This window comes from Paenibacillus sp. ACRRX, from assembly GCF_022346885.1.
Lineage (GTDB): Bacteria > Bacillota > Bacilli > Paenibacillales > Paenibacillaceae > Paenibacillus_B.
In genome coordinates this window covers 26,467-49,487 of the sequence record NZ_JAKRNK010000008.1, presented here as the reverse complement: position 1 = coordinate 49,487, position 23,021 = coordinate 26,467, and the positions used below count along the sequence as shown (strand labels likewise).

The window sequence follows — 23,021 nt, the reverse complement described above, 5'->3', positions numbered from 1 at the left end:
AGCATGAGTCAGAGTCAGGGACATCATAACGATCAGTTCGCAACGCGACTTATTCATTTTGGCAGTGAGGTGTGTAAGCATACGGGGGCTTCGAGCGTTCCGATTATCCAAGCTTCGACGTTTCATCATGAAGATATTTATAATCCGCCGCGTCATGATTACTCCCGCTCAGGCAATCCGACACGCGAGGCATTAGAGGATTATATTACGGTATTGGAAGGCGGCAAGCGAGGCTTTGCATTTGCATCCGGTATGGCGGCTATATCTACGGCCTTTCTTTTATTTTCGGCAGGTGATCATGTCATCGTTACGGAGGATGTATACGGCGGTACATATCGTTTGCTGACTACAGTGTTGAATCGCTTAAACATTGAATCCACTTTTGTAGACATGACGGATATCACGCAGGTTCAGGCAGCTATTCGCCCGAATACGAAAGCTGTATACATGGAGACGCCATCCAACCCGACGCTTAGAATTACCGACATTGCGGCCGTAACCGCATGGGCCAAGTCCAAAGGACTCCTTACATTGGTGGACAATACGTTTATGACTCCATATCATCAACGACCGATTGAACTAGGCGTGGATATCGTCATCCATAGTGCCACCAAGTTCCTTGGAGGACACAGCGATGTGCTTGCAGGCCTTATCGTGACACATGATCAAGATCTAGGACACCAAGTAAAAGTGCTGCAGAATGGGCTTGGCACGGTGCTTGGTGTGCAGGATAGCTGGCTGCTTATTCGCGGCATGAAAACATTAGAAGCTCGAATGAAGCAAAGTGAAGAGAGCGCACGCAGGTTGGCTGTGTGGTTGAGTGAGCGAGAGGATATCGTTAATGTGTATTATCCAGGGCTGCCTAACCACCCAGGACGGGAAATACATGAACAGCAATCGAGTGGATACGGAGCTGTCGTATCATTTGATGTAGGTTCAGGCGAACGGGCCAAACAAGTGTTAAATAAGGTTCGTTTGCCGCTTGTCGCCGTCAGCTTGGGAGCAGTGGAAAGTATTTTATCGTACCCGGCTATGATGTCACATGCTGCAATGCCACCGGAAGTACGTGCAGAAAGAGGAATTACGGATGGTCTGCTTCGTTTCTCTGTCGGTCTGGAGCACATTGAAGATTTACTAGCTGACTTGGAACAGGCATTGAACACGAATTGAGATGGTTTATGAATACCCTGCTTTGCCGGATAAACCGATATATTTTATTGCTAAAATGTATCGGTTTCGTCGATGGTGAAGGGGGTATTTTTCTGGGGTAAACTATGTTACGATGATTATTAGTTTTCAGAATCAAGTTTATTATTCATAACTTATTGCACGTACGAATACAGTTTCAACATACGACGAGCTTGGCCGTTGAATCCGTGCATCCTAATAGGAGAGGAAGTGACGGTGACGATGATATCACCGGTAGATCGCATTTTAGACAAAGCTTTGCGCGGTGAGCGCATCAATGCAGAAGAATGCGTAACGCTGTTCGAATCTGATCAGGTCGAGAAGATGGGACATGTCGCTAACGAGATTATGAAGAAGTGGCATCCAGACCCGATCGCGACATTTGTTATTGGACGTAATATTAACTATACGAATGTATGTGACACTTACTGTCGGTTCTGCGCTTTCTACAGAGCGCCTGGATCGAAGGAAGGTTACGTACTGCCGAACGAAGTGATTTTCCAGAAGATTCAAGAAACACTTGATGTTAACGGCACTGAAATTTTGATGCAGGGCGGCACGAACCCTAATTTGCCGTTTAGCTATTATACGGATTTGTTAAAGGAAATTAAGCAGCGTTTTCCTAAGATTACGATGCATTCTTTCTCACCGGCTGAAATATGGAAGATGAAAGAAGTGTCGGAGGGATTGTCCCTTGAAGAGGTTGTGCGTCAGATCCATCAAGCGGGTCTCGACTCGCTGCCAGGCGGCGGTGCAGAAATATTGGACGACCGCACTCGTCGTAAGATCAGCCGTTTAAAGGGTACTTGGCGAGAGTGGATGGACGTTATGCAGACTGCACACAAAGTTGGTATGACGACTACAGGCACGATGGTCATCGGCTTCGGCGAATCGATGGAAGAGCGTGCGCTCCATTTGGAGCGTATTCGGATCGCACAAGATGAATGCAAGGAATTTAATTATCCATCACGAGGATTTTTGGCATTTATCCCATGGACATTCCAACCGGATAATACCAATATGAAGGCAGAACGGGTTACGCCTGAACAGTATTTGAAGACACTTGCCATCAGCCGTATTTTCCTGGATAATATCCCTAACTTCCAATCGTCATGGGTGACGATGGGGCCAGAAGTAGGCAAGCAAACATTAAGTTATGGCTGCAATGACTTCGGTAGTACGATGATCGAGGAAAATGTTGTATCCGCAGCTGGCGCCACACATAAGGTCAATATTGAGAGTATTTTACGCATTATTCGAGAAGCTGGTAAAGTACCTGCGCAGCGGGATACACAGTACAACATTTTACAAGTGTTTAATGACGAGAAGAATGCTGTAGCACGCGACTTTATTATGCAGAATTAATATCAATCCACATCCTAAGCGTATTGAGAATATTAGCCAAGGGGGCTATTATTCTTGATACGTTTTTTTGCATGTATGAAGCTTAAAGCAGAACCTGTGCAGCCAAGCCACGAAACCGTACAGTTCACATACGATATCTGAAAGGGATGGGAAGATAAAGAGCCTGTATACCAGGCATGTTCTGTTAACGTCTGAATGGATTACCAAATCTCACTTCGTATATATGGTTCTAGGCACCCATATACTGAATAAGGAACAGAAAGGAGTGAGCTTCATGGAACTGTTCACCGTATCCATTCCCAGTGCACAGCTTAAAGAGCTGGAATCCTTAACTGAGCTATTGAAATGTGAGATGGGCGATTTACATACAAGTTCAAGCAGAATTACATTAGACACTTTCCGAACAGACAAAATAGCAGGCGTGACATGCACCGGCTTATTGCCTGAATTCCAGCTTAAAGTTCATGGACAGGATGTATGGAAACGTGCAGCTAGTGCCGTTGCAGAGTATATTTTAGCCATAAAGGAAGGAGCGCTCATACGTGCTTTGATTGCAAAAGAAAAGCACGTTGAGGATGCGGATCGCAAGAAGATTGAAGTATACTGCTATCAATTGCTAAATGGCTATGAGGACCATGGTTCTCCTGAAGTAAGGCGCAGACGAAAGAGTAAAGTATCCAAAGCCTTGCAGCTTTACCTTGAAGAGCACACCGTGTTAAATGTTGACGGATTTATTCGGTTTCGCTTGGAAAGCTACATGACAGAGCTGCGCGAAGTGGTTGATTATGCAATTGATGAATATGTGCTGGAACGCCAATATCAAGAATTTATTAGTCTGCTGAAGTACTTTGTATACATTCAGGATACGAAAATTCCAATGGCCCACCTAATGCACAAAGGCTGCCATGAATTTACGCTGCTGGATGAACAATGGCAGCCGATTGAACCGTCCCACGTTGTAGATGGGATGGTCGTTGAGATGATCGATTGTGATATGGAAATGGAAGATATGATCGTAAGTACGCTCATTAATGTCTCGCCGGGTCATATCGTCATTCATACACGTGATCCAGAATCTCAAGTGATCAAAACGATCCAACAAATATTTGAAGCGCGGGTTCATGTATGCGTCTACTGCACTTCATGTGACCCATATTTAACGAGTAATTGGAAGTCTCAGGACTTGGTTCCTTAAATATGTAGTAAATAGTAAGCGGTCAAGAAATAAGAGGTGTACAGATTACTTGACCGTCTCCTTGATTTCGCATATAATATCCCATATTAAAGTTTACATCTATATGCAGCGATGACGAAGACATGAATGCAAATGGTCGTCCGGACAGAGAGAGGGAACTAGGCTGGAATTCCCTTCGGTACGCATAGGCATTTACCCCTTTAGAGCTTTGAATGGGAACGATCACAAGCTTGTTTACAGGCTGTCGTATGTAGTATCATTCAACGAATCATTCTCGTTAGCGAATGACTCAAGGAATTATTCCGTCGCCTCAGCTCCTGAAGTGGGCCGTAGCGAATATTTGTGCCTGATTGGCACGAATTGGATGGTTCAAATGAGGGTGGAACCACGGGTATAAACAACAACACTCGTCCCTTCTAGAGGGCGGGTGTTTTTTTGTTTTTTATAACATGATTACAAATCAGTAGAAATGAGGGGGAGCTCATACATGTCTATGATACGAGTAACTTTACCAGATGGTGCTGTTCGTGAGTACGAGCGCGGAGCGACAATTGAAGATGTGGCAGCATCAATCAGCAGCGGACTGAAGAAAAATGCGGTAGCAGGTAAGTTGAATGGAAAAGTGGTTGACCTGTACACTCCAATTAATGAAGATGCGGCTGTTGCGATCGTAACGCCTGATTCGGAAGAGGGATTGGAGGTCATTCGTCACAGCTCTGCTCACTTAATGGCGCAGGCGATCAAACGGTTGTATAAGGATGCCGATGTTAAGCTTGGTATTGGACCTGTCATTGAAGAAGGTTTCTATTACGATATCGATATGAACATATCGCTGACGCCTGAGGATCTGGTTAAGATTGAAAAAGAGATGGAGCGTATCGTAAACGAGAATTTGCCGATTCGTCGTCGCGTCGTATCTCGCGAAGAAGCGCTTCGTATTTACGAAGAGATTGGTGATCCTTTAAAATTAGAGCTAATAAACGATCTCCCTGCGGATTCAGAGCTTACGATCTATGATCAAGGCGAGTTCTTCGATTTGTGCCGCGGACCGCACGTGCCAAGCACATCCAAACTAAAAGTATTCAAATTGCTCAACTTGGCAGGCGCTTATTGGAGAGGCGATGCCAAAAACAAAATGCTGCAGCGTATTTATGGAACAGCGTTTGTAAAGAAAACGCAGCTTGATGAGTATCTTCATTATCTGGAAGAGGCGAAGAAACGTGATCATCGCAAGCTGGGAAAAGAGCTGAAGATCTTTACATTCTCACGTGAAGTGGGACAAGGCCTGCCAATCTGGCTTCCTAACGGTGCTACACTTCGTCGTACGATGGAGCGTTATATTGTTGACATGGAGGAGCGTCTCGGCTACAACCACGTATATACACCCGTATTGGCAAACGTAGAGTTGTACAAGACATCCGGTCACTGGGAACACTATCAAGAGGATATGTTCCCTACGATGGTAATGGACAACGAGGAGCTTGTGCTTCGCCCAATGAACTGTCCGCATCACATGATGGTATACAAGAGCGATATGCGCAGTTATCGCGATCTGCCTATTCGTATTGCAGAACTGGGTATGATGCATCGTTATGAGATGTCGGGTGCGTTAACAGGCTTGCACCGCGTACGAGCGATGACGCTAAACGACGCGCACATCTTCTGTCGTCCGGATCAGATCAAAGAAGAGTTCGCACGTGTTATTAACTTGCTGCGCAAAGTATACGAGGACTTCGGCATTAAAGAGTACCGTTTCCGCTTGTCTTACCGTGATCCGCAGGATACGGAGAAGTATTTCCCAGACGATGCGATGTGGGAAATGTCGCAGCGTATGCTGCGTGAGGTTGTGGAAGAGATGGGCTTGCCATTCTTTGAAGCAGAAGGAGAGGCTGCATTCTACGGCCCTAAAGTGGATGTGCAAATCAAGACTGCGCTTGGTAAGGAAGAGACACTTGGAACGGCGCAGTTGGACTTCTTGCTGCCAGAACGTTTCCAACTGGAGTATGTTGGAGAGGACGGATTGAAGCACCGTCCGGTAGTTATTCACCGAGGCATCATTAGTACGATGGAACGCATGACAGCTTTCTTGCTTGAGAACTTTGCTGGTGCTTTGCCGTTGTGGTTGTCGCCGGTGCAAGCTAAGATTCTGCCAGTATCACCGAACTATGAGGAGTTTGCCAAAGAAGTCGAAGAGCAGCTGCGCGAAGCCGGTATCCGCGTTGAGGCAGATGTACGTAACGAGAAGCTTGGTTATAAGATTCGTGAAGCACAGCTGGAGAAGATGTCTTACATGCTCGTCGTGGGTGAGAATGAGAAGAATAACGGAGCAGTATCCGTTCGTAAACGCGGCCATGGTGATCTGGGCATGATGTCGTTGAATGAGGCGATTGCCATGCTGAACGAAGAGATTCGTACACGCAAAATGCCGGAAGTAAAAGTGGAAGCAGAATAAATATGGAGTAGATGCAGGTTCGATATGAATCATCTTCCTGCTCTGCATTAGATACTCGAAGCTCGGCCATATGCTATTAAGCATATGGCCGAGCTTTTTTTGTTTGTTATGAGTTAGAAAATATTAATTTATATTCAAATCAAAAAATTAAGTGAAAGAAGCATGGATTGGTACAGTCTATAAGGGTCGAAAGTGGTGGCATTCGCTCGGATAAGCGTATACATCGTATCACGAAAAGAAAGGAGGGGAGTTTCACAGCCATATCAAAAGTTGTAATTATATATTCAGATCGCGGTGCCTCTTGATGTCGTAGGCGTTCTTTTTTTGTCGAAAATGAATAAAAGAAAATGGCGCTGGACATCCTTCCCACTAGGGAGGAGTGACCATATGTTTACAATACGCATGAATGGTAGCAAACAAAGAACATTAACTGTGTGGAGTGACATCATCGTGAAAGTGAACAGGTTGTCGATGTGGGTGTGCTGCATGATCGTTGTATTAGGAGTAAGCTTGGTGAGTGAACCATATGCTCAAGTGCAAGCAGCACACATTACTCAGGGTATCTTGAATCAGCATCAGCGTAAGGAGCTAGCATGGAATACAATTGAGAATTGGTTCTATTCCAACAATGTGAAGGTAGTACACGATGCAGTTCATCACCTTCAACAAAATACAGTAAGTATGAAAGCTGCTCATCAGACGGTACAACGATCCACCCTATTTGTATATGTAGACGCGCAAAATAGATCTGCTATCACACCAAAGAAGAATAAGGATCAAGCCGTGTCGACGACAGGCCGCTCGCTTTATAACGATGAGTTGTACGCACCTGTGCAAGCACAGGTTGAAAAGGAAGTAACGGTGGTTGCGACTGGTTATACAGCAGGTATTGAGTCGACTGGGAAGAAGCCAGGTCATCCAGAGTATGGTATTACCTATTCTGGAGTCAAAGTGCGACGTGATTATGTGTCCACGATTGCAGCAGATTTGTCCGTATTTCCACTGGGGACTATTTTATACATTCCAGGATACGGGTATGGTATTGTCGCAGATATTGGCTCGAAAATTAAAGGGAAGAAATTAGATCTTTATTTTGACACAACAAAGCAAGTTTATAAGCAATGGGGAAAAAAGGAAGTCGACGTTCAGGTTATTAAGCTTGGTCAGGGTAAAGTTACAGAAAAATTATTAAACCAGCTGAATGAAACGGTTATTAAGCATCGTGGCATGCCGAAAAAACCATTATAGTCATATGCTCACACTGGTGTGTGTCTGATTGTTAGAGATGGTGGATTGCACCATCTGATTAACTGCATATTGCGTCTATACGATTCGCATAATACTTGATGGAGACACGAAAGTGTACTCTTAACGTTTGGTATTGCGACAGCATGATCGTATAGGAGGTGACATCAGATGGGTAAAAACAACAAAAACTCTAAATTGGGTGCTAACCAAAGCTTTGATGCTGAATTTGCTGCTGAGGCAGCAGGTTTATCCAATGCTACCAGCAAGCCAGCTAAAGGGCAATCTCAAAAACCGCAGCAACAATAATAAATGCAGCACGAGTGTAAGGTAACTCACTGCAAAATAATTGATGTAAAGGGCTGTCTTAAAAGTCATCGCTAGATGACCAAGAGACAGCCTTTTTCGGTTGAAATAGCATAATTTCCGAGACCCCTTTGCTATAAATAAAGAGAGCTGTTCATCAGGCTGGATGCATTCATTCATATGCCATAACATGAGCTGCTTAGATGTGCCTTGCCGTTAGAAGTTGAAGTCACACGTACAATCAGACGTAGCTGGTTTGTTCTACATGAGCTGTGCTGGTTTGTTTGCTGATACTTGAGCGCAAGCGGATAATTGGCAGTATAGCTTCGCTTTTATCATTTTTTGTATGATCATGGTCTGATTTACCAACTTCTCAGTCTGGAGACTGAGAGCGGATTCAATCCCTCGGCGCTATTCGGCAGCTTTTATTTCCTTTACAATACAAGTATAAGTAAAGATAACGCAGCAAATCGAATGCATCATAATAAAGCGAGGGATTAAAATGAACGAGTACAATCGCGGAAGATGGTTAGGCGGTTTCGTACTGATCTGTATCGGACTTGTGTTCCTGTTGCATCAATGGGGTTACGTATCATTTGATATTGGAGATTTAATACGCACCTATTGGCCACTCATCGTAATATTTGTGGGACTTAGCGGGTTGTTGCAAGGTGGTTTCTGGGGTGTGTTCCCATTAGGGGTAGGTGTTTACTTCTTATTGAGGAATCTAGGTATTGTGACGTTATCCATGGGGGACTTTATCAAGCTCGCATTTCCGTTTGCACTGATCGTAGGGGGAATTTTTATTTTGTTCCGTCCTCGTCACACTCGACACCGGAACAATCGCCAGGAGTGGAGAGCTAATCGGGAGGAATGGAGAGGCAAACGCAAAGAATGGAAAGCGCAAAAGCAGCAATGGAAGTCCGGTTGTAACAATGGTAAGGAGGACGTTTCGGATTATCCTGATTACACCAACTACCCGGACCCCTTTAAGGATGTTAATTACTCCGCCGATAACAAGCAGTCCAACGAAAGTGAGACGAACGGCAATACAGGGGCAGGGACTCGGCCGCATAACTACAATTATGAATCAGAACCACATAAACAATTTACTACAAATAATGAAGATAAAGGTCGTATGTACAGTGAGCCCATGTTTGGCAAGCATCGTACAGTTGTGAACAAATCGGGTTTTATCGGTGACATTCATATGGGACAGGATTTTTGGGAGCTTAAACCGATGAACGTATCTCATTTTATTGGGGATACCACACTTGATTTGACCAAAGCTCAAGTTCCTTACGGCGAAACCAAGATTAACATTTCAAGCTTTGTCGGTGATGTAAAGGTATACATTCCGAATGATGTAGACTTGGGTGTAGTTGTGACCTCAACATCCTTTATCGGCGATGTACGTGTATTGGATATGGAAGAGGGCGGTTTCCTTCGTAATGTACAAGCAGAAACACCACAGTTCTACGAAGCTGGAAAGAAAGTGCGAATTATTGTAAACACGTTTATTGGTGATGTCAAAGTAATGAAGGTAGGGTAGAAAGCATGGTGATGAAGTGGTTTCGTAATGCCCGGAGTGCAAAGTGGGAATTGCTTTTCACTTTTATTATATCTGGGTGTGTCATCATTAGCGTGCTCTGGTTCGGATTAGTTCACGGTGGAGAATGGGGCAATGGCTTAAACTGGTGGCTGTACGGCATTATAACCGTGCTGATTGTATCGGCAATTACTGGATATATATCTGGTGTTCGCTTGCAGCGAAGGTTGGATGTGCTTCATTTGAGTATGATGCAGGTGACCAAAGGGAATTGGTCTGCCCGAATTCCTGATGATGAGGACGCTTCTTTTGCCCGTCTCTACACTGATTTTAATGCAATGATGCAGACGATGGAACATAAGCTGCGTCTTCTGCAAAAGCTGTCTGAACAGCAGATGATCGACTGGGAACGAGAAAGTGAAGCGATTGTACAAGAAGAGCGAAAGCGGCTGGCACGTGACCTGCATGATACGGTCAGTCAGCAGCTTTTTGCGTTGCATATGTCATCGTCCTCGCTGCCGAAGGTAATGGAAATGGATATGAACCGCGCGAAGGTGGTCGTTGAGCAGCTTATTCAGATGTCTCATATTGCCCAGAGACAGATGAGGGGGCTGATCGCGCAGTTGCGTCCGATCGAATTGGACGGCAGAACGCTGGAAGAAGCGCTGGAGCGCTGGTTCCCTGACTATTGCAATCAGAACGGACTCAAGGGCAAGATCGACATTCAATTGCATGAAGGCTTATCGGAAGTGAAAGAACATCAATGTTTCTTAATGATACAGGAAGCAATGGCTAATGTCGTTAAGCATGCGCAGGCAAGGCAAGTGACCCTGACGATGCAGGAAGCAGATAGCCGAATTGTACTTGTAGTCGCGGATGATGGCAGAGGGTTCGATATGAACAAGACTGCACACGGGGGCAGTTACGGATTATCTACGATGAGGGAACGTGTGGACAAGTTAGGTGGACATATGGACCTTGTCAGCCAGCCAGGAGCAGGCACAACAATTCGGGTATACATTCCTTTATTTGAAGGAAATGAACAACAAGCCGTTATCGTGCAATTAGAAGACGGAATGAAACAAGGTGGAGGGCGAAGCGAATGAGCAAGATGACCGTATTTCTCGTGGATGACCATGAGATGGTCCGACTCGGCTTGAAGACATACTTGATGCTTGATCCTGATATTGATGTGATTGGGGAAGCAAGTGGAGGAATAGATGCAATCGATCAGATCAGCCAGCGAAGTGATGAGTTGCCTGATCTGGTGCTGATGGACTTGATGATGCCGGATATGGACGGAGTCGAGGCGACTAGACAGCTTATCTTGAAGTATCCCAAGCTTCGTATTGTCATGCTGACGAGCTTTATGGAAGATGAGCAGGTTGTAGCTGCTATCCAAGCGGGAGCAACCAGCTATGTACTGAAAACCGTCTCGGCGGAAGATCTTATCTATGCGATTCGCGGCGCCTATCGCGGAATGCCTGTTATGAGCGGAGAAGTGTCACAGGCATTGACACGTGGTCTTCGCAAACGTGCAGCACGGCCTGATGATGAAGGATTAACGGAGCGTGAAAAAGAAGTACTCCTTCTGATTGCGGATGGCAAGTCGAATAAAGATATTTCGGATGAGCTCCATATCAGCATTAAAACGGTAAAGACGCATGTCTCTAATCTGCTTATGAAATGCGAGATGCAGGATCGTACGCAGTTGGCTGTATTTGCCCATCGAAAAGGCTGGGTTAAATTAAGTTGAGTTGAATCATCCTAATGGTAACTATCGTTAGGAAGAAGGTTGTTAGCATGCGTGAAATAGACAGTTTGATTTCTGGACGTCAATATCGATATGATGGGATTAAGGAAGTATTAGAATCATGCGGCTACGCAGTCGGAGGGAATTGGAATTACGAAGGCGGCAGCTTTGACAAGGTGGTCGAGACACACCAGGATGTTGTTGTACGCATCCCGTTTCTAGCGATCGACGGACACTTTGACGCAGAATCAGATAATGAGACGATTATTGAGCTGCGTAGTCCATTGGTCCTGAAGCATGTTGTACAGCGTGGCAACGACCCGCACGCTGAGATGCACCTGATGGGTGCAATGATTGATCAATTTCAAACTCCTGTGCAGCCAGATGCCGAAGTGTCCGATGAAGAATGGAAGGCGGGCAGACAGCTTATCCAGCAGATTGAATACAAATTAAACAAATAATACCACTAGAAAGCAGCTTATCTCGTGTCTCCAGTCTATGGAGGCTGAGCAACGGGCTGTTTTTTTGTTGATTGAATAGGTTTTATTGTGTTTTATGTTCTTTTTAAGGTAAGTTTAAGGTTGGGAGTGCAAGATAAGAACATAACGTTATAGACAATAACAATAATGATATTGAACATCGTGGGAGGGGTTCTTTATGGAAGACAATCGCAAACCATTTTCTAATTCCGAGTCGGAACTGAAACATACAGCATCTGAAGCATCTAATGAACAGCAGCAGGCAGAACAGGAGCAAGCAGCAAGCAAGCAAGGTGATGCTCAGCAAGGACATTCATCCTACTACTATGCCTATGGTCCTTATCAGTCGGTTAATTCGGAAGACACGGCGTCAACAACCTCAAGAGATGCATACGGCGCATCCAGTGACGTTCAAGTTACACCGCCTAATCCAGTGAAGCCGCTGCCGTTTTCAAGTGCTACACGCCAAACTTTTAATCAATACGGCAGTGGTACTGACGCTTCAAGCGCGGGGCCAGGGACGGCGCCGCCGGGGAACTGGAATTTTAACAATCAGAAGCCTCAGCGCAAAGGGACGTCGTTTAAGGCCATGTTTGCTTCCTTTATGGCGGGAATGATCGTAATTACGTCATTGATGTATGCAGCAGATCGTACGAACTTATTTACAGGTGAAGCTGCGAGTCATAACAATAATTCCGGTGAGGCGGCACAGACGGTTGTGAATAATACACCAACCCCATTCCCGAATGGAGCTTCGTCCGTAGCAGAGGTTGCCAAGTCAGCTAGTCCGGCAGTTGTTAAGATTGAGACATATGCTTCTGCAAGAAGAGGCGGAGGAGTAGGTTCTTCGAACCCTTGGATGGATGATCCTTTCTTTAAGCAATTTTTCGGTGACAACTATGGCGGTAATGGAGGAAATGGCGGCAATAACAGTTCGGAAGGCACTGCACCTAAATCTGAGCTGCAGCCGCTTGGCATCGGGACTGGATTTATCTTTGATAAGAGTGGTTATATTTTAACGAACAATCACGTGGTAGAAGGCGGAGAGATGGTTCAAGTTACTGTTGAAGGGTATGAAAAGCCGCTAGAAGCAGAGGTGCTCGGAAAGAGTCAGGACCTTGATCTGGCTGTTCTGAAAATTAAAGGCGAGGATTTCCCAACGTTAAAGCTTGGGAACTCGAATGCCGCACAAGTTGGGGAGCAGATGGTTGCCATTGGTAACCCGTCGGGATTTGATCATACCGTAACTACAGGTGTCTTAAGCGCCAAAGAGCGTTCGATTAATATTGATGACAATGGTACGACGCGCCAATATGAACATTTGCTGCAAACGGACGCTTCTATTAATCCAGGCAACTCTGGTGGTCCACTGCTGAATATGAAAGGCGAAGTGATCGGAATGAACGTTGCGGTGAGTAAGCAGGCGCAAGGTATTGGGTTTGCGATTCCATCCAACGTGATCAACAAAGTTGTCGAGAACCTGAAAGCAAACAAAGAAATTCCTAAAGAGCCAAGTCCATTCATCGGCGCTACCTTGATGACGATGACTGACGAAATCGCTAAAAAAATCGGAATCGAAAGCATGGACGGGGCGTTGGTAGCCAATGTCCTTTACGGTTCACCTGCTTATAAAGGTGACCTGCGTGCATACGATGTCATTACGGGCATCGAAGGTAAAGCCGTAACAAACAAAGAGGGACTAATTGAAGCGATCCAGAAGAAAAAGGTCGGGGATGTTGTCTCGTTCCAAGTATACCGTGATGGCAAGAAGATGGATGTTAAAGTAACGATTGGCGATAAAAATAAATTCGAAAACATTGAACAGCCTTAAGGATAGGAAGCGTGAGGACTATTTAATCTTGGAAACACAATAGTGGGACAGGGAAGCGAAGAGAGGATTGAACTTTCTTCGCTTCCTTTTCTGAAATGAGCGTGTCCATGTTACAATAGGATGAAAAAGATGGAACGGTGAAAGGATGACGGCCTGAACATGCGCTCTTACATTTTAATCGTAGATGATGATGAGAAGATTACATCCATGCTCCGAAGAGGCCTTGTATTTGAAGGCTTTGAAGTGAATACAGCTTCTAACGGGACAGAGGGACTGCGCGAGATGATTGTGCGAGAGCCGGACTTGCTCGTGCTGGACGTGATGATGCCAGAAGTAGATGGCTGGGAAGTTGTGCGCAGGATGAGAGAAGCGGGCAGCTCAGTGCCTGTATTAATGCTGACTGCTAAAGATGAAGTGCAGGATCGTGTGAAAGGCTTGGACTTAGGGGCAGATGACTATTTGGTCAAGCCGTTTGCTTTGGAAGAACTGCTTGCACGTGTACGTGCTCTGCTTAGACGTCGGACAGACAGCGAAGGCGGCAACCATCGTCTTGCATACGAGGATCTGTTATTGGATCTGCATACACGTGAAGTCAAACGCGGCAATCATATGATTGAGTTGACAGCGAAGGAGTTTGAGCTCCTGCACCTCTTTATGCAGAACCCAAAGCGAGTTCTTCCTCGAGATGTCATTATGGAGAAAATATGGGGTTACGATTACAGTGGTGAGTCCAACGTACTCGAAGTATATATTGCCATGTTAAGACAAAAAACAGAGGAACACAGCGGAAAACGAATCATACAGACGATTCGTGGTACTGGCTACGTGTTGAGAGGGGACACATAACGGATGTCGATTCGTCTTCGGCTAACCGTTTGGTATTCCGCGTTATTGGCGTTTACGTTGTTTTTGTTTGGAATTTCCATCTATACATTCGTTGATTACAAAATATACGGGGATATCAAACAGCGCATTAGTGACACGGTGAATCAGATCACCATTCTTCCAACGCTGGACTTTCAAAATGGTCTTGACTTTGACGTAACACCTCGGGATGCTAACCGTCTTGTTAATGAAGCGTTGTTTACGCAGCTTACCAATTATACGAACGGAAGTGTCAAGCAGTCAGACGAAATGATTGCAAGTCGTATCGAGCTTAAGCCGCCGAAATCTCCGCGCGACATTCGAGACGGCTATCGGACCGTTGATATTCGAGGCAATGAATTTCTGATCTATGAACAAGCGATTACAATCAAGAGTCAGATTGTCGGTGCTATTCAAGTACTGTCTTATACTGGACAAGAAGCTAGATTTTTCAGGGAACTGCGCAGTATTCTTATCATCTCATCTATGGTGACGGTTGTGCTGGCCTTCTCGCTAGGGCTATTTCTTGCTCAAAAGTCTCTGCGGCCAATCGAGAACGTCATCAAAGCTACTAACCGGATTCAGAAAGGGACGGACCTTAGCATGCGTATTCCGCGCGAAGGCGCGCCGGAGGATGAGATTGGACAGCTCACCGAAACGATCAACAGCATGCTAGGTCGGATGGAAACGTTCTACAATGAGCTGGATGAAGCCTATCGTGCTCAGCGGCGGTTTGTGTCAGATGCTTCGCATGAGCTGCGCACACCATTAACGACGATCCGGGGGAATGTTGATCTCCTCGAAAAGATGTGGGTGAATCAGTCCCAAGCGACTCCGCTGTCGGCCCAGGAGCGTGAAGTTATGTCGCTTGAGGCGCTTAGCGATATCGCAGATGAGTCACGGCGGATGACAAGATTGGTGAACGATCTGCTGTCACTTGCTCGTGCAGATGCGGGATATACGATGGAGAAGCAGTATTTGGAGTTGAAGCCGCTGCTTGACGATGTTGTACGCCGTGCCCAATTTTTGCCTCGTAAGGCGGATTGGGTTATTGAAGAGGAAGCAGGCCTGAAAGAAGTGGCTGTGTACGGCAACAAAGATTATTTGCAGCAAATGTTGTTCATTTTTATTGAAAATGCATTTAAATATACAGAAAGCGGCTCTGTCATATTAAGTGCTGTCATTTTGGATCGTCAAGTAGGCATTAAGATTAAAGATACCGGCATAGGCATGAATGAAAAGGAAGTACCGTATATTTTCGAGCGCTTCTATCGTGCTGACGTCTCGCGTGGGGTAACATCTGGAACAGGATTGGGGTTATCGATCGCGAAGTGGATTATCGATGAACACAAAGGCTCAGTCGAGGTAGTGACAAAACCGGGTGAAGGAACGACCTTCCTTATCTGGCTGCCACTTGCAGTTGTCGACGTGGATAAGGTAGATCCAGTATAATAGAGAAGTATTCACTAAAAGTGATACTGGATCTTATCCGTTAGAAAGTAGGTGCATCATGAAGGTTCATAAGATAACGCCGCGAGGATATTGCTATGGTGTTGTGGATGCGATGGTTATCGCGCAGCAGACAGCTCGCAATCTGGACTTGCCGCGACCGATTTATATATTAGGTATGATAGTGCATAATAGTCATGTCACGGATGCATTCGGAGACGAAGGTATTATTACGCTTGATGGTGCGAACCGTTTGGATATTTTGGATCAGGTAGATAAAGGGACGATTATATTTACAGCTCATGGTGTCTCACCTGAAGTGCGTCGCAAGGCAAGAGAGAAAGGCCTGACTACCGTTGATGCGACGTGTCCAGACGTGACGCGGACTCATGACTTGATTCGTGAGAAGACTGCAGATGGTTATGATATTATTTATATCGGCAAGAAGGGCCATCCTGAGCCAGAAGGTGCCATTGGTGTTGCTCCTGCTCACGTTCATTTGATCGAACGAGAAGAAGAGATTGATTCTTTAACGATTGATACAGAGCGGATCATTATTACGAACCAGACAACGATGAGTCAATGGGATATCAAGCATATTATGAATCGGCTCATTCAGAAATTTCCGACAGCGGAAATCCATAATGAAATATGTATGGCGACACAAGAAAGACAACAGGCTGTTGCTGATCAAGCGCACGAATGTGAATTGTTGATTGTGGTGGGTGATCCGCGCAGCAACAATTCGAACCGTCTTGCACAGGTTTCGGAAGAAATAGCGGGAGTGCCTGCCCATCGTATCTCGGACTTGTCGGAGTTGAATTTAGAGTGGCTGAACAACATCGAGATCGTTGGAGTTACATCAGGAGCGTCTACACCAAGTCCGATTACGAAGGAAGTGGTGCAGTTTCTGGAGCAGTACGATCCAGCCGATGAATCCACATGGGAGAAGAAGCGGACCGTCAATATGAGCAAGCTGCTTCCTCGGCTCCGAGACAAATCCTAATTCTTGCATCAACTAGGGCGCCGAAAAGAGGTCTCTGTCATGAAAAGATGGTTGAAGTATCAGACACTTAAGCTAATGCGGACTAACGGCAGCGCTTCTGCTGTAGCAAAAGGTTTTAGCATTGGTCTTGCCATTGAGATGTTTACGCTGCCGACAGCAGGCTTGGCATTTTTTTTAATATTTCCATTTGTTTATATGCTGCGCGGGCGGATGGCTTCGGCACTGGTTGGATTTATTTTTGGTAAAATTATTTATATCCCGGTGGCTGTACTCAATGAACGGGTGGGGCATTGGCTGCTGCCTGAACATTTTGTAGTTCATTTTCATGGGATTCCGCATTGGTTGAACCATCTGATGACGATAAATTTGCACCTTATTGTCGGTGGGATCATTGACGGATGTATTTTGGCGTTTATGATGTATTTGCCTGTTAAGAAAGGGCTGGAATTGCTGCAACAGCGTCGTCGTGAGAAACGAAGATTGCAGCGTATGCCGACGTAAGCAGATAAGTTGATTTAGGATAATAAAGGGCAAGGCTTATAGGAAAACGGGCCGTGCATGATGTGGGATATATTGTCCCCGTTATGCGCGACCGTTTTTTTCATAGCTATGAAGTTGGATTTAACACATGAGGTTACATATTAAATATGACGGCTTGTTCACAATTCAGAGGGTGATATGGATTGGTAGGAGGGAATAGCTTGACGAAAAAGATAAATAGAGGTATCATTTCTTTAATGGATAAAAGCATAGACGCGAACAAGCGTTTAAGTATGGAAGTAAAAGAAGGGAATGGGAATGCTATGATCGTTATCGTATCCAATCATACATCGGAAGCCCGCATGGGGGAAATTGTTAGTTATATTGAAGGAAAAGGGCTGCAAGCCCATATTTCTAAAGGCACAGATCGTACCGTTATAGGTATTATTGGTACCGTAGAACCTCCAATTGCAGAACATCTGCGTCAATTGCATGGCGTAGAGAACGTTGTGAAGATATCGAAGTCCTATAAGCTGGCAAGCCGTGACTTCCATCCGGCAGATACCGTCATTGAGATCGGTGACGTACGTATCGGGGGTGGCGAACTTGTTGTGATGGGTGGACCTTGTGCTGTAGAATCCGCAGAGCAAATCGATGAGATTGCTCGTTTGGTCAAATCAGCCGGTGGTCAAATATTGCGCGGTGGGGCTTTTAAACCACGGACAGGTCCTTATAGTTTCCAAGGGGTAGGCGTAGAAGGGCTTATCATGATGGCTGAGGCGGGACGCAAGCATGGATTGCTTACCATTACGGAAGTGATGACACCAGAATATGTGGATGTGTGTGCAGAGTATGCTGATATCTTGCAAGTAGGCACAAGGAACATGCAGAACTTTGATCTGCTGCGCAAGCTTGGGGAGACGAATCGTCCAGTTCTGCTGAAACGCGGCTTTAGCAGCACCTATGACGAATGGCTGAATGCAGCAGAGTACATTCTGGCTGGGGGCAATCCGAACGTTATGCTCTGTGAACGTGGTATTCGAACATTCGAGAGTTACACGCGTAATACGTTGGATCTTAGCGCTATTCCAGTCATGAAGTCACTGACTCACCTGCCGGTTATCTCTGATCCTAGTCATGGAACGGGGCGGCGTGAACTCGTTGAACCGATGACTAAAGCATCAGTTGCTGCTGGGGCGGATGGGCTCATTATTGAGATGCATACAGATCCTGACAATTCGATGACTGGAGATGGTGTGCAATCGTTGTTCCCTGATCAATTCGCGCGTCTGCTGAAAGAATTGGAACAGTTAGCACCGCTGTGCGGCAGTACATTTGCAACAGCCAAACAACCAGCATCCGCATTTGAGAGTTGGAAAAAATAAAAGGTAATGATGAATCTTATCATAAGATAACCGTTATTGGCAGCAGCCAAGGGCGGTTATTTTTGTTTGGTTAGAGACAAATAACGTGCAGAAGTTTATTTTCTTTTTAAGGTAAAAAAGGAAATTATTTTATTGATGTCAGTATACCTTACATGAAATAAAAAAATACCTGACATGAGTATTGACGAGATTTAATTTCTGGATTTATAATGACAACAATATAAAAACGATGTTGAACAATTAACGTCAATTGGATGGTTAATGTTCGGATTTTGGGGAGGAATTAACATGTCGGTGAACCAAGTGTTGGAATTGATTCGGGAAAAAAAGATTGAGTATGTAGATTTTCGTTTTGTGGATCTGGGCGGCAAAGCTCACCACATTAGCTTGCCGGCAACGGAAGTAGATGCAGATACTTTTGTTAATGGAGTAGCATTTGATGGTTCCTCCATTCAAGGCTTCCGTGGTATTGAAGAATCCGACATGGTTATGATGCCGGATACAGAGACGGTATATGTTGATCCATTTACAGCACACGCCACATTAATCGTAATGTGCAACATCCATACTCCAGATGGAGACCGTTATGAGCGTGATCCACGTAGTATCGCTCAGAAAGCGGAGGAGTTTCTGCAAACGGCTGGCATAGGCACAACTGCTTACTTCGCCCCTGAATCCGAGTTTTTTATTTTTGATGATGTCCGTTATGAAACTTCTATGAACAGCTCTTCCTTCTATGTAGATTCCGAAGAAGCTTCCTGGAATACAAACCGTAAAGAAGAAGGCGGCAACTTGGGCTTTAAGGTCCGCACAAAAGGTGGATATGTGCCAGTAGCTCCGGTAGATACACAGCAGGACTTGCGCAGTGAGATGTGCCGACTGCTTCAAGAAGCAGGACTGCGCGTTGAACGTCATCACCATGAAGTAGCCACAGCAGGCCAAGGTGAGATCAACTTCCGCTTTGATACGTTAACAAGTACGGCTGATAACCTGATGAAATATAAATATATCGTTCACAATACTGCTCGCCAATTCGGCAAAGTAGCAACATTTATGCCAAAGCCGTTGTTTGGGGACAATGGCAGCGGCATGCACGTTCATCAATCAATCTTTGACGGTGACACACCATTGTTCTATGAAAAAGGCGGGTATGGAAACCTCAGTGAAATGGCACTGCACTATATTGGGGGCATTTTGCACCATGCTCCTGCGCTGCTTGCCATTACGAATCCGAGCACGAACTCCTTTAAGCGTCTAGTGCCTGGCTATGAGGCTCCGGTTAACTTGGTATTCTCCAAGGGGAACCGCTCCGCAGCGGTACGTATTCCGGTGGCTGCTGTTACACCTAAAGGCTGTCGTATTGAGTTCCGTACGCCAGATTCCACTGCTAACCCATACTTGGCGTTTGCCGCGATGTTGATGGCTGGCCTGGACGGCATTAAGCGAAAGTTGGATCCAAGTGCGCTTGGGTACGGCCCATTTGATAAAAATATTTACGAATTATCTGATGCTGATAAGAGAGAGATTCGCAGCGTACCAGGAACGATGGAAGAATCGCTTGATGCGCTTGAGGCTGACCATGAATTCTTGCTAGACGGTGGCGTATTCACAAAAGACTTTATCGACAACTACATTGCCGTTAAACGTTCGGAAGCGAAATCTGTTGCAATCCGTATCCATCCACAAGAGTACAATCTTTACTTCGACTGTTAATAGCGACTCAATAGGCAGGGCGCGTCTTCAAAGGCGTGTTCTGTCTATTTGTGTTAGCGAGCAAGGGCGAAGCGAAGAGGGGGGGGCTCGATGAGATTATAGATAGCATTCCATCAACATTTTTCGTATCCTGCGTGCGTAAACCATTAGGTCCGAGTCGTAACTGGAGATTGATAAAACGGTCTCGGGGGATTACGAAAATATGGATATAGTGCTGCAAGGGCATGGGGGCTGGAGATGGAGATGGTACAAAATAGAGGCCAAAGAGCGTGCAGCAGGAAGTATGTAATGTATTTAATTTCACAATGTTATTTTAAAATGGTGTGAAAATTACAGGAATAACTTTGAAATTGTAAATATGATGCCTCATTTCCGAATGAAATCTGTTATATCGCTAGTTTTTTTTCGTACTATTAACTTGATAGGGATTGCGTTACCTGCTATCATTACAAATAATATTTCATACGTATGATGCAAATATGAGATGAGAAATAAGATGAAGGTGGGGAGAACCGTATGGAACAACGTCAACGAGCTTACAACTTTAATGCGGGACCGGCAGCACTACCGCTCGAAGTATTGGAGCGTGCCCAGACGGAATTCGTTGATTTCCGCAACAACGGCATGTCGATCATGGAAATGTCGCACCGTGGACCAGTCTACGAGGGCGTACACAATGAAGCGAAGGACTTGCTAAAGGAATTGCTAGGCATTCCTGATGGGTACGATGTATTGTTCTTGCAAGGGGGAGCCAGCACACAGTTTGCGATGATTCCGATGAATCTGCTGACACCAGGCAAGATCGGTGCTTATGTAAATACGGGAAGCTGGGCCGTAAAGGCGATTAAGGAAGCGGAACTGGTAGGGGAAACACAAGTAATCGCTTCAACGGAGGCTGATAAATTTACACGTGTGCCTGCTGTCGCTGACATTGTGGTACCTGAACATGCTGCTTATGTGCATGTAACGTCTAATGAGACGATTGAAGGTACACAATTCCAGTCATTTCCGAACACCGGAGAGGTGCCGCTGATTGCGGATATGTCCAGTGATATTCTTAGTCGACCGCTTGATGTGTCGAAGTTCGGGATGATCTATGCCGGTGCACAGAAGAATCTGGGTCCTTCAGGTGTAACAGTGGTAATTGCTAAGGAAGAACTGTTAACGAACAGCCCGAAGACGATTCCTACGATGCTGCGGTACAGTATTCATCAGAAAAACAATTCCTTATATAACACTCCACCTTCATTCTCAGTATATATCGTTAATTTGGTTCTTCAATGGATTAAAGCGCGTGGTGGCTTACAAGCTGTTCAAGAAGCTAACGAAGCAAAAGCAAAGCTGATCTATGATGCAATTGACGGCAGCGGCGGGTTCTACAAAGGCGTTGCAGCGGTAGACAGCCGTTCTCGCATGAACGTGACGTTCCGCTTAGGAACGGAAGAGCTGGAGAAGCTTTTCGCTAAAGAAGCGGAGCAGGAAGGCTTTATCGGCCTCAAAGGCCATCGCAGCGTTGGTGGTTTGCGTGCATCGATTTATAATGCCGTTCCACATGAGAACTGTGCTGCTTTGAGCCAGTTTATGAACCATTTTCAACAAAAGAACAGCTAATTAAAGGCTAAATTATTTGCTTTACCCTTTTCAGTGGCCCGAAAGAGGAAGTCTGCTACAAACGGCAGGATTCCCCTTATCGGGTCATTTGGCATTCATGGAGTTCAAAGCAGCCTGTGATGTGATGGAAGAATACAATGTGATGTGCTGAAATGAAAAGAAACCCGCTGGCTCGGGGGGGCCAACGGGCTTCATATCGAAAATGAGAGGAATACGTATAAGGACGAGAATGTAATACAATTATGCCAAATGTTTCTTGGACGGTTCTGTCAGTTTATAACCAACGTTACGGATTGTCATGATGTATTCTGGATTGCGTGCATTTTTCTCCAACTTATCGCGGAGATGGCTGATGTGTACGTCCACGATTCGAGTATCGCCCAAGAAATGATAGTCCCATACGCCATGCAGCAGCTGCTGGCGACTTAGCACTTTTCCGCGATGGCGGCAAAGGAAGACAAGCAATTCAAATTCCTTAGGTGTTAATTCTACGGAACGTCCATCTAGCATTACTTCACGTTGATCGGCTAACACACTCAAGTGCCCAATACTATATATTCGTCCATCGTCCGAAGGCGGGAGTGATTGGATGCGACGCATTACGGCATGTATACGTGAGATGAGCTCTTGAGGACTAAAGGGTTTTGTCATATAATCGTCAGCGCCATTATCAAGACCTGCAATTTTGTCTCCGACGTCTTGCATCGCCGTTAGCATAATAACAGGCACCATGTTCTGGTGATCTCTCAACTTGCGGCATACTTCAAGTCCGTCACTCTTTGGGAGCATGCGGTCTAACACGATTAGATCAGGGCGGAACGTGGAAAGGACATCAAATACGGCTTCTCCGTCGTATACGCACAGCACGTCATAACCGGCTAGTTTTAAGTTGTATTCAATCAAAGTCGAGATGGATGGCTCATCGTCGACGACCAGTATTTTGGACTTCATCACGTACCTCCCCAGATTTTACGTTCATAATAAACGCTTAAGTTGCAGTTGATATTCTTATTATGCAACCTGTTTATCAGCGTCATATTAAACTAACGTAAAATGGGTGTAAAATATGTAATTTTAATAGCAAGAAAATTGAAAAAACAAGGGTAAGCATACATTGGCCTGGGCCGATGCTTGCTTACCCCTTGCTAGA

Annotated in this window: 19 protein-coding genes; 18 read left to right on the top strand and 1 reads right to left on the bottom strand. The window is 45.4% G+C overall.

Annotation, left to right across the window (positions count from 1 at the left end):
• Positions 1-3 precede the first annotated feature (3 nt).
• The 18 genes from MH117_RS20670 to serC all read left to right on the top strand — a co-directional run bounded on the left by MH117_RS20670 (position 4) and on the right by serC (position 21,871).
• Entirely contained in the window at positions 4-1,170 is a 1,167-nt protein-coding gene (locus MH117_RS20670; protein ID WP_239332005.1) for a trans-sulfuration enzyme family protein, read from the top strand.
• Between the two features lie 240 nt (positions 1,171-1,410).
• Entirely contained in the window at positions 1,411-2,553 is a 1,143-nt protein-coding gene (gene mqnC, locus MH117_RS20665) for a cyclic dehypoxanthinyl futalosine synthase (RefSeq protein ID WP_275444767.1), read from the top strand.
• A gap of 274 nt (positions 2,554-2,827) precedes the next feature.
• On the top strand, positions 2,828-3,748 hold the full coding sequence (gene ytxC, locus MH117_RS20660; RefSeq protein WP_239332003.1) for a putative sporulation protein YtxC: 921 nt from the start codon (positions 2,828-2,830) through the stop codon (positions 3,746-3,748).
• 487 nt (positions 3,749-4,235) lie between these two features.
• Positions 4,236-6,200 (top strand): threonine--tRNA ligase, encoded by a 1,965-nt coding sequence (thrS, locus tag MH117_RS20655; RefSeq protein WP_239332001.1) that lies wholly within the window; start codon positions 4,236-4,238, stop codon positions 6,198-6,200.
• Between the two features lie 387 nt (positions 6,201-6,587).
• Positions 6,588-7,448 (top strand): 3D domain-containing protein, encoded by an 861-nt coding sequence (locus MH117_RS20650; protein ID WP_239331999.1) that lies wholly within the window; start codon positions 6,588-6,590, stop codon positions 7,446-7,448.
• 168 nt (positions 7,449-7,616) lie between these two features.
• Positions 7,617-7,754, top strand: coding sequence for a hypothetical protein (locus MH117_RS20645; protein WP_239331997.1), 138 nt, complete (start codon positions 7,617-7,619; stop codon positions 7,752-7,754).
• A gap of 499 nt (positions 7,755-8,253) precedes the next feature.
• The gene (gene liaF / locus MH117_RS20640; RefSeq protein WP_239331995.1) at positions 8,254-9,303 is read left to right on the top strand and encodes a cell wall-active antibiotics response protein LiaF; all 1,050 of its coding nucleotides are present in this window, start codon (positions 8,254-8,256) and stop codon (positions 9,301-9,303) included.
• Positions 9,304-9,314: 11 nt separating this feature from the next.
• A complete protein-coding gene (locus MH117_RS20635; protein ID WP_343224477.1) occupies positions 9,315-10,406 on the top strand; it encodes a HAMP domain-containing sensor histidine kinase in 1,092 nt (363 codons plus the stop codon).
• Positions 10,403-11,056 carry a response regulator gene (locus MH117_RS20630; RefSeq protein ID WP_239331991.1) on the top strand — a complete coding sequence of 218 codons (654 nt, stop codon included), beginning with the start codon at positions 10,403-10,405 and terminating at the stop codon, positions 11,054-11,056. The genes MH117_RS20635 and MH117_RS20630 overlap by 4 nt, the downstream gene beginning before the upstream one ends.
• Positions 11,057-11,103: 47 nt before the next feature.
• Positions 11,104-11,514 (top strand): YugN family protein, encoded by a 411-nt coding sequence (locus MH117_RS20625; RefSeq protein ID WP_239331989.1) that lies wholly within the window; start codon positions 11,104-11,106, stop codon positions 11,512-11,514.
• A 196-nt stretch (positions 11,515-11,710) separates the two neighbouring features.
• Positions 11,711-13,363: a S1C family serine protease gene (locus MH117_RS20620; RefSeq protein ID WP_239331987.1), complete on the top strand. Its 1,653-nt coding sequence runs from the start codon at positions 11,711-11,713 to the stop codon at positions 13,361-13,363.
• 159 nt (positions 13,364-13,522) lie between these two features.
• Positions 13,523-14,209 (top strand): response regulator transcription factor, encoded by a 687-nt coding sequence (locus MH117_RS20615; protein ID WP_028546074.1) that lies wholly within the window; start codon positions 13,523-13,525, stop codon positions 14,207-14,209.
• Positions 14,210-14,212: 3 nt separating this feature from the next.
• Positions 14,213-15,679: a sensor histidine kinase gene (locus tag MH117_RS20610; protein WP_239331985.1), complete on the top strand. Its 1,467-nt coding sequence runs from the start codon at positions 14,213-14,215 to the stop codon at positions 15,677-15,679.
• A 58-nt stretch (positions 15,680-15,737) separates the two neighbouring features.
• Positions 15,738-16,682: a 4-hydroxy-3-methylbut-2-enyl diphosphate reductase gene (locus MH117_RS20605; RefSeq protein WP_239331983.1), complete on the top strand. Its 945-nt coding sequence runs from the start codon at positions 15,738-15,740 to the stop codon at positions 16,680-16,682.
• A gap of 39 nt (positions 16,683-16,721) precedes the next feature.
• The gene (locus MH117_RS20600; RefSeq protein WP_239331981.1) at positions 16,722-17,183 is read left to right on the top strand and encodes a DUF2062 domain-containing protein; all 462 of its coding nucleotides are present in this window, start codon (positions 16,722-16,724) and stop codon (positions 17,181-17,183) included.
• 302 nt (positions 17,184-17,485) lie between these two features.
• Complete coding sequence (gene aroF, locus MH117_RS20595) at positions 17,486-18,547, top strand: 3-deoxy-7-phosphoheptulonate synthase (RefSeq protein WP_239332383.1); 1,062 nt, start codon at positions 17,486-17,488, stop codon at positions 18,545-18,547.
• A 288-nt stretch (positions 18,548-18,835) separates the two neighbouring features.
• The gene (glnA, locus tag MH117_RS20590) at positions 18,836-20,260 is read left to right on the top strand and encodes a type I glutamate--ammonia ligase (RefSeq protein WP_239331979.1); all 1,425 of its coding nucleotides are present in this window, start codon (positions 18,836-18,838) and stop codon (positions 20,258-20,260) included.
• 516 nt (positions 20,261-20,776) lie between these two features.
• Positions 20,777-21,871, top strand: coding sequence for a 3-phosphoserine/phosphohydroxythreonine transaminase (serC, locus tag MH117_RS20585; protein ID WP_239331977.1), 1,095 nt, complete (start codon positions 20,777-20,779; stop codon positions 21,869-21,871).
• A 240-nt stretch (positions 21,872-22,111) separates the two neighbouring features.
• Here the strand turns inward: serC and MH117_RS20580 are convergent, their stop codons facing one another.
• Positions 22,112-22,822, bottom strand: coding sequence for a response regulator transcription factor (locus MH117_RS20580; RefSeq protein ID WP_028546081.1), 711 nt, complete (start codon positions 22,820-22,822; stop codon positions 22,112-22,114).
• Between the last annotated feature and the right edge of the window lie 199 nt (positions 22,823-23,021).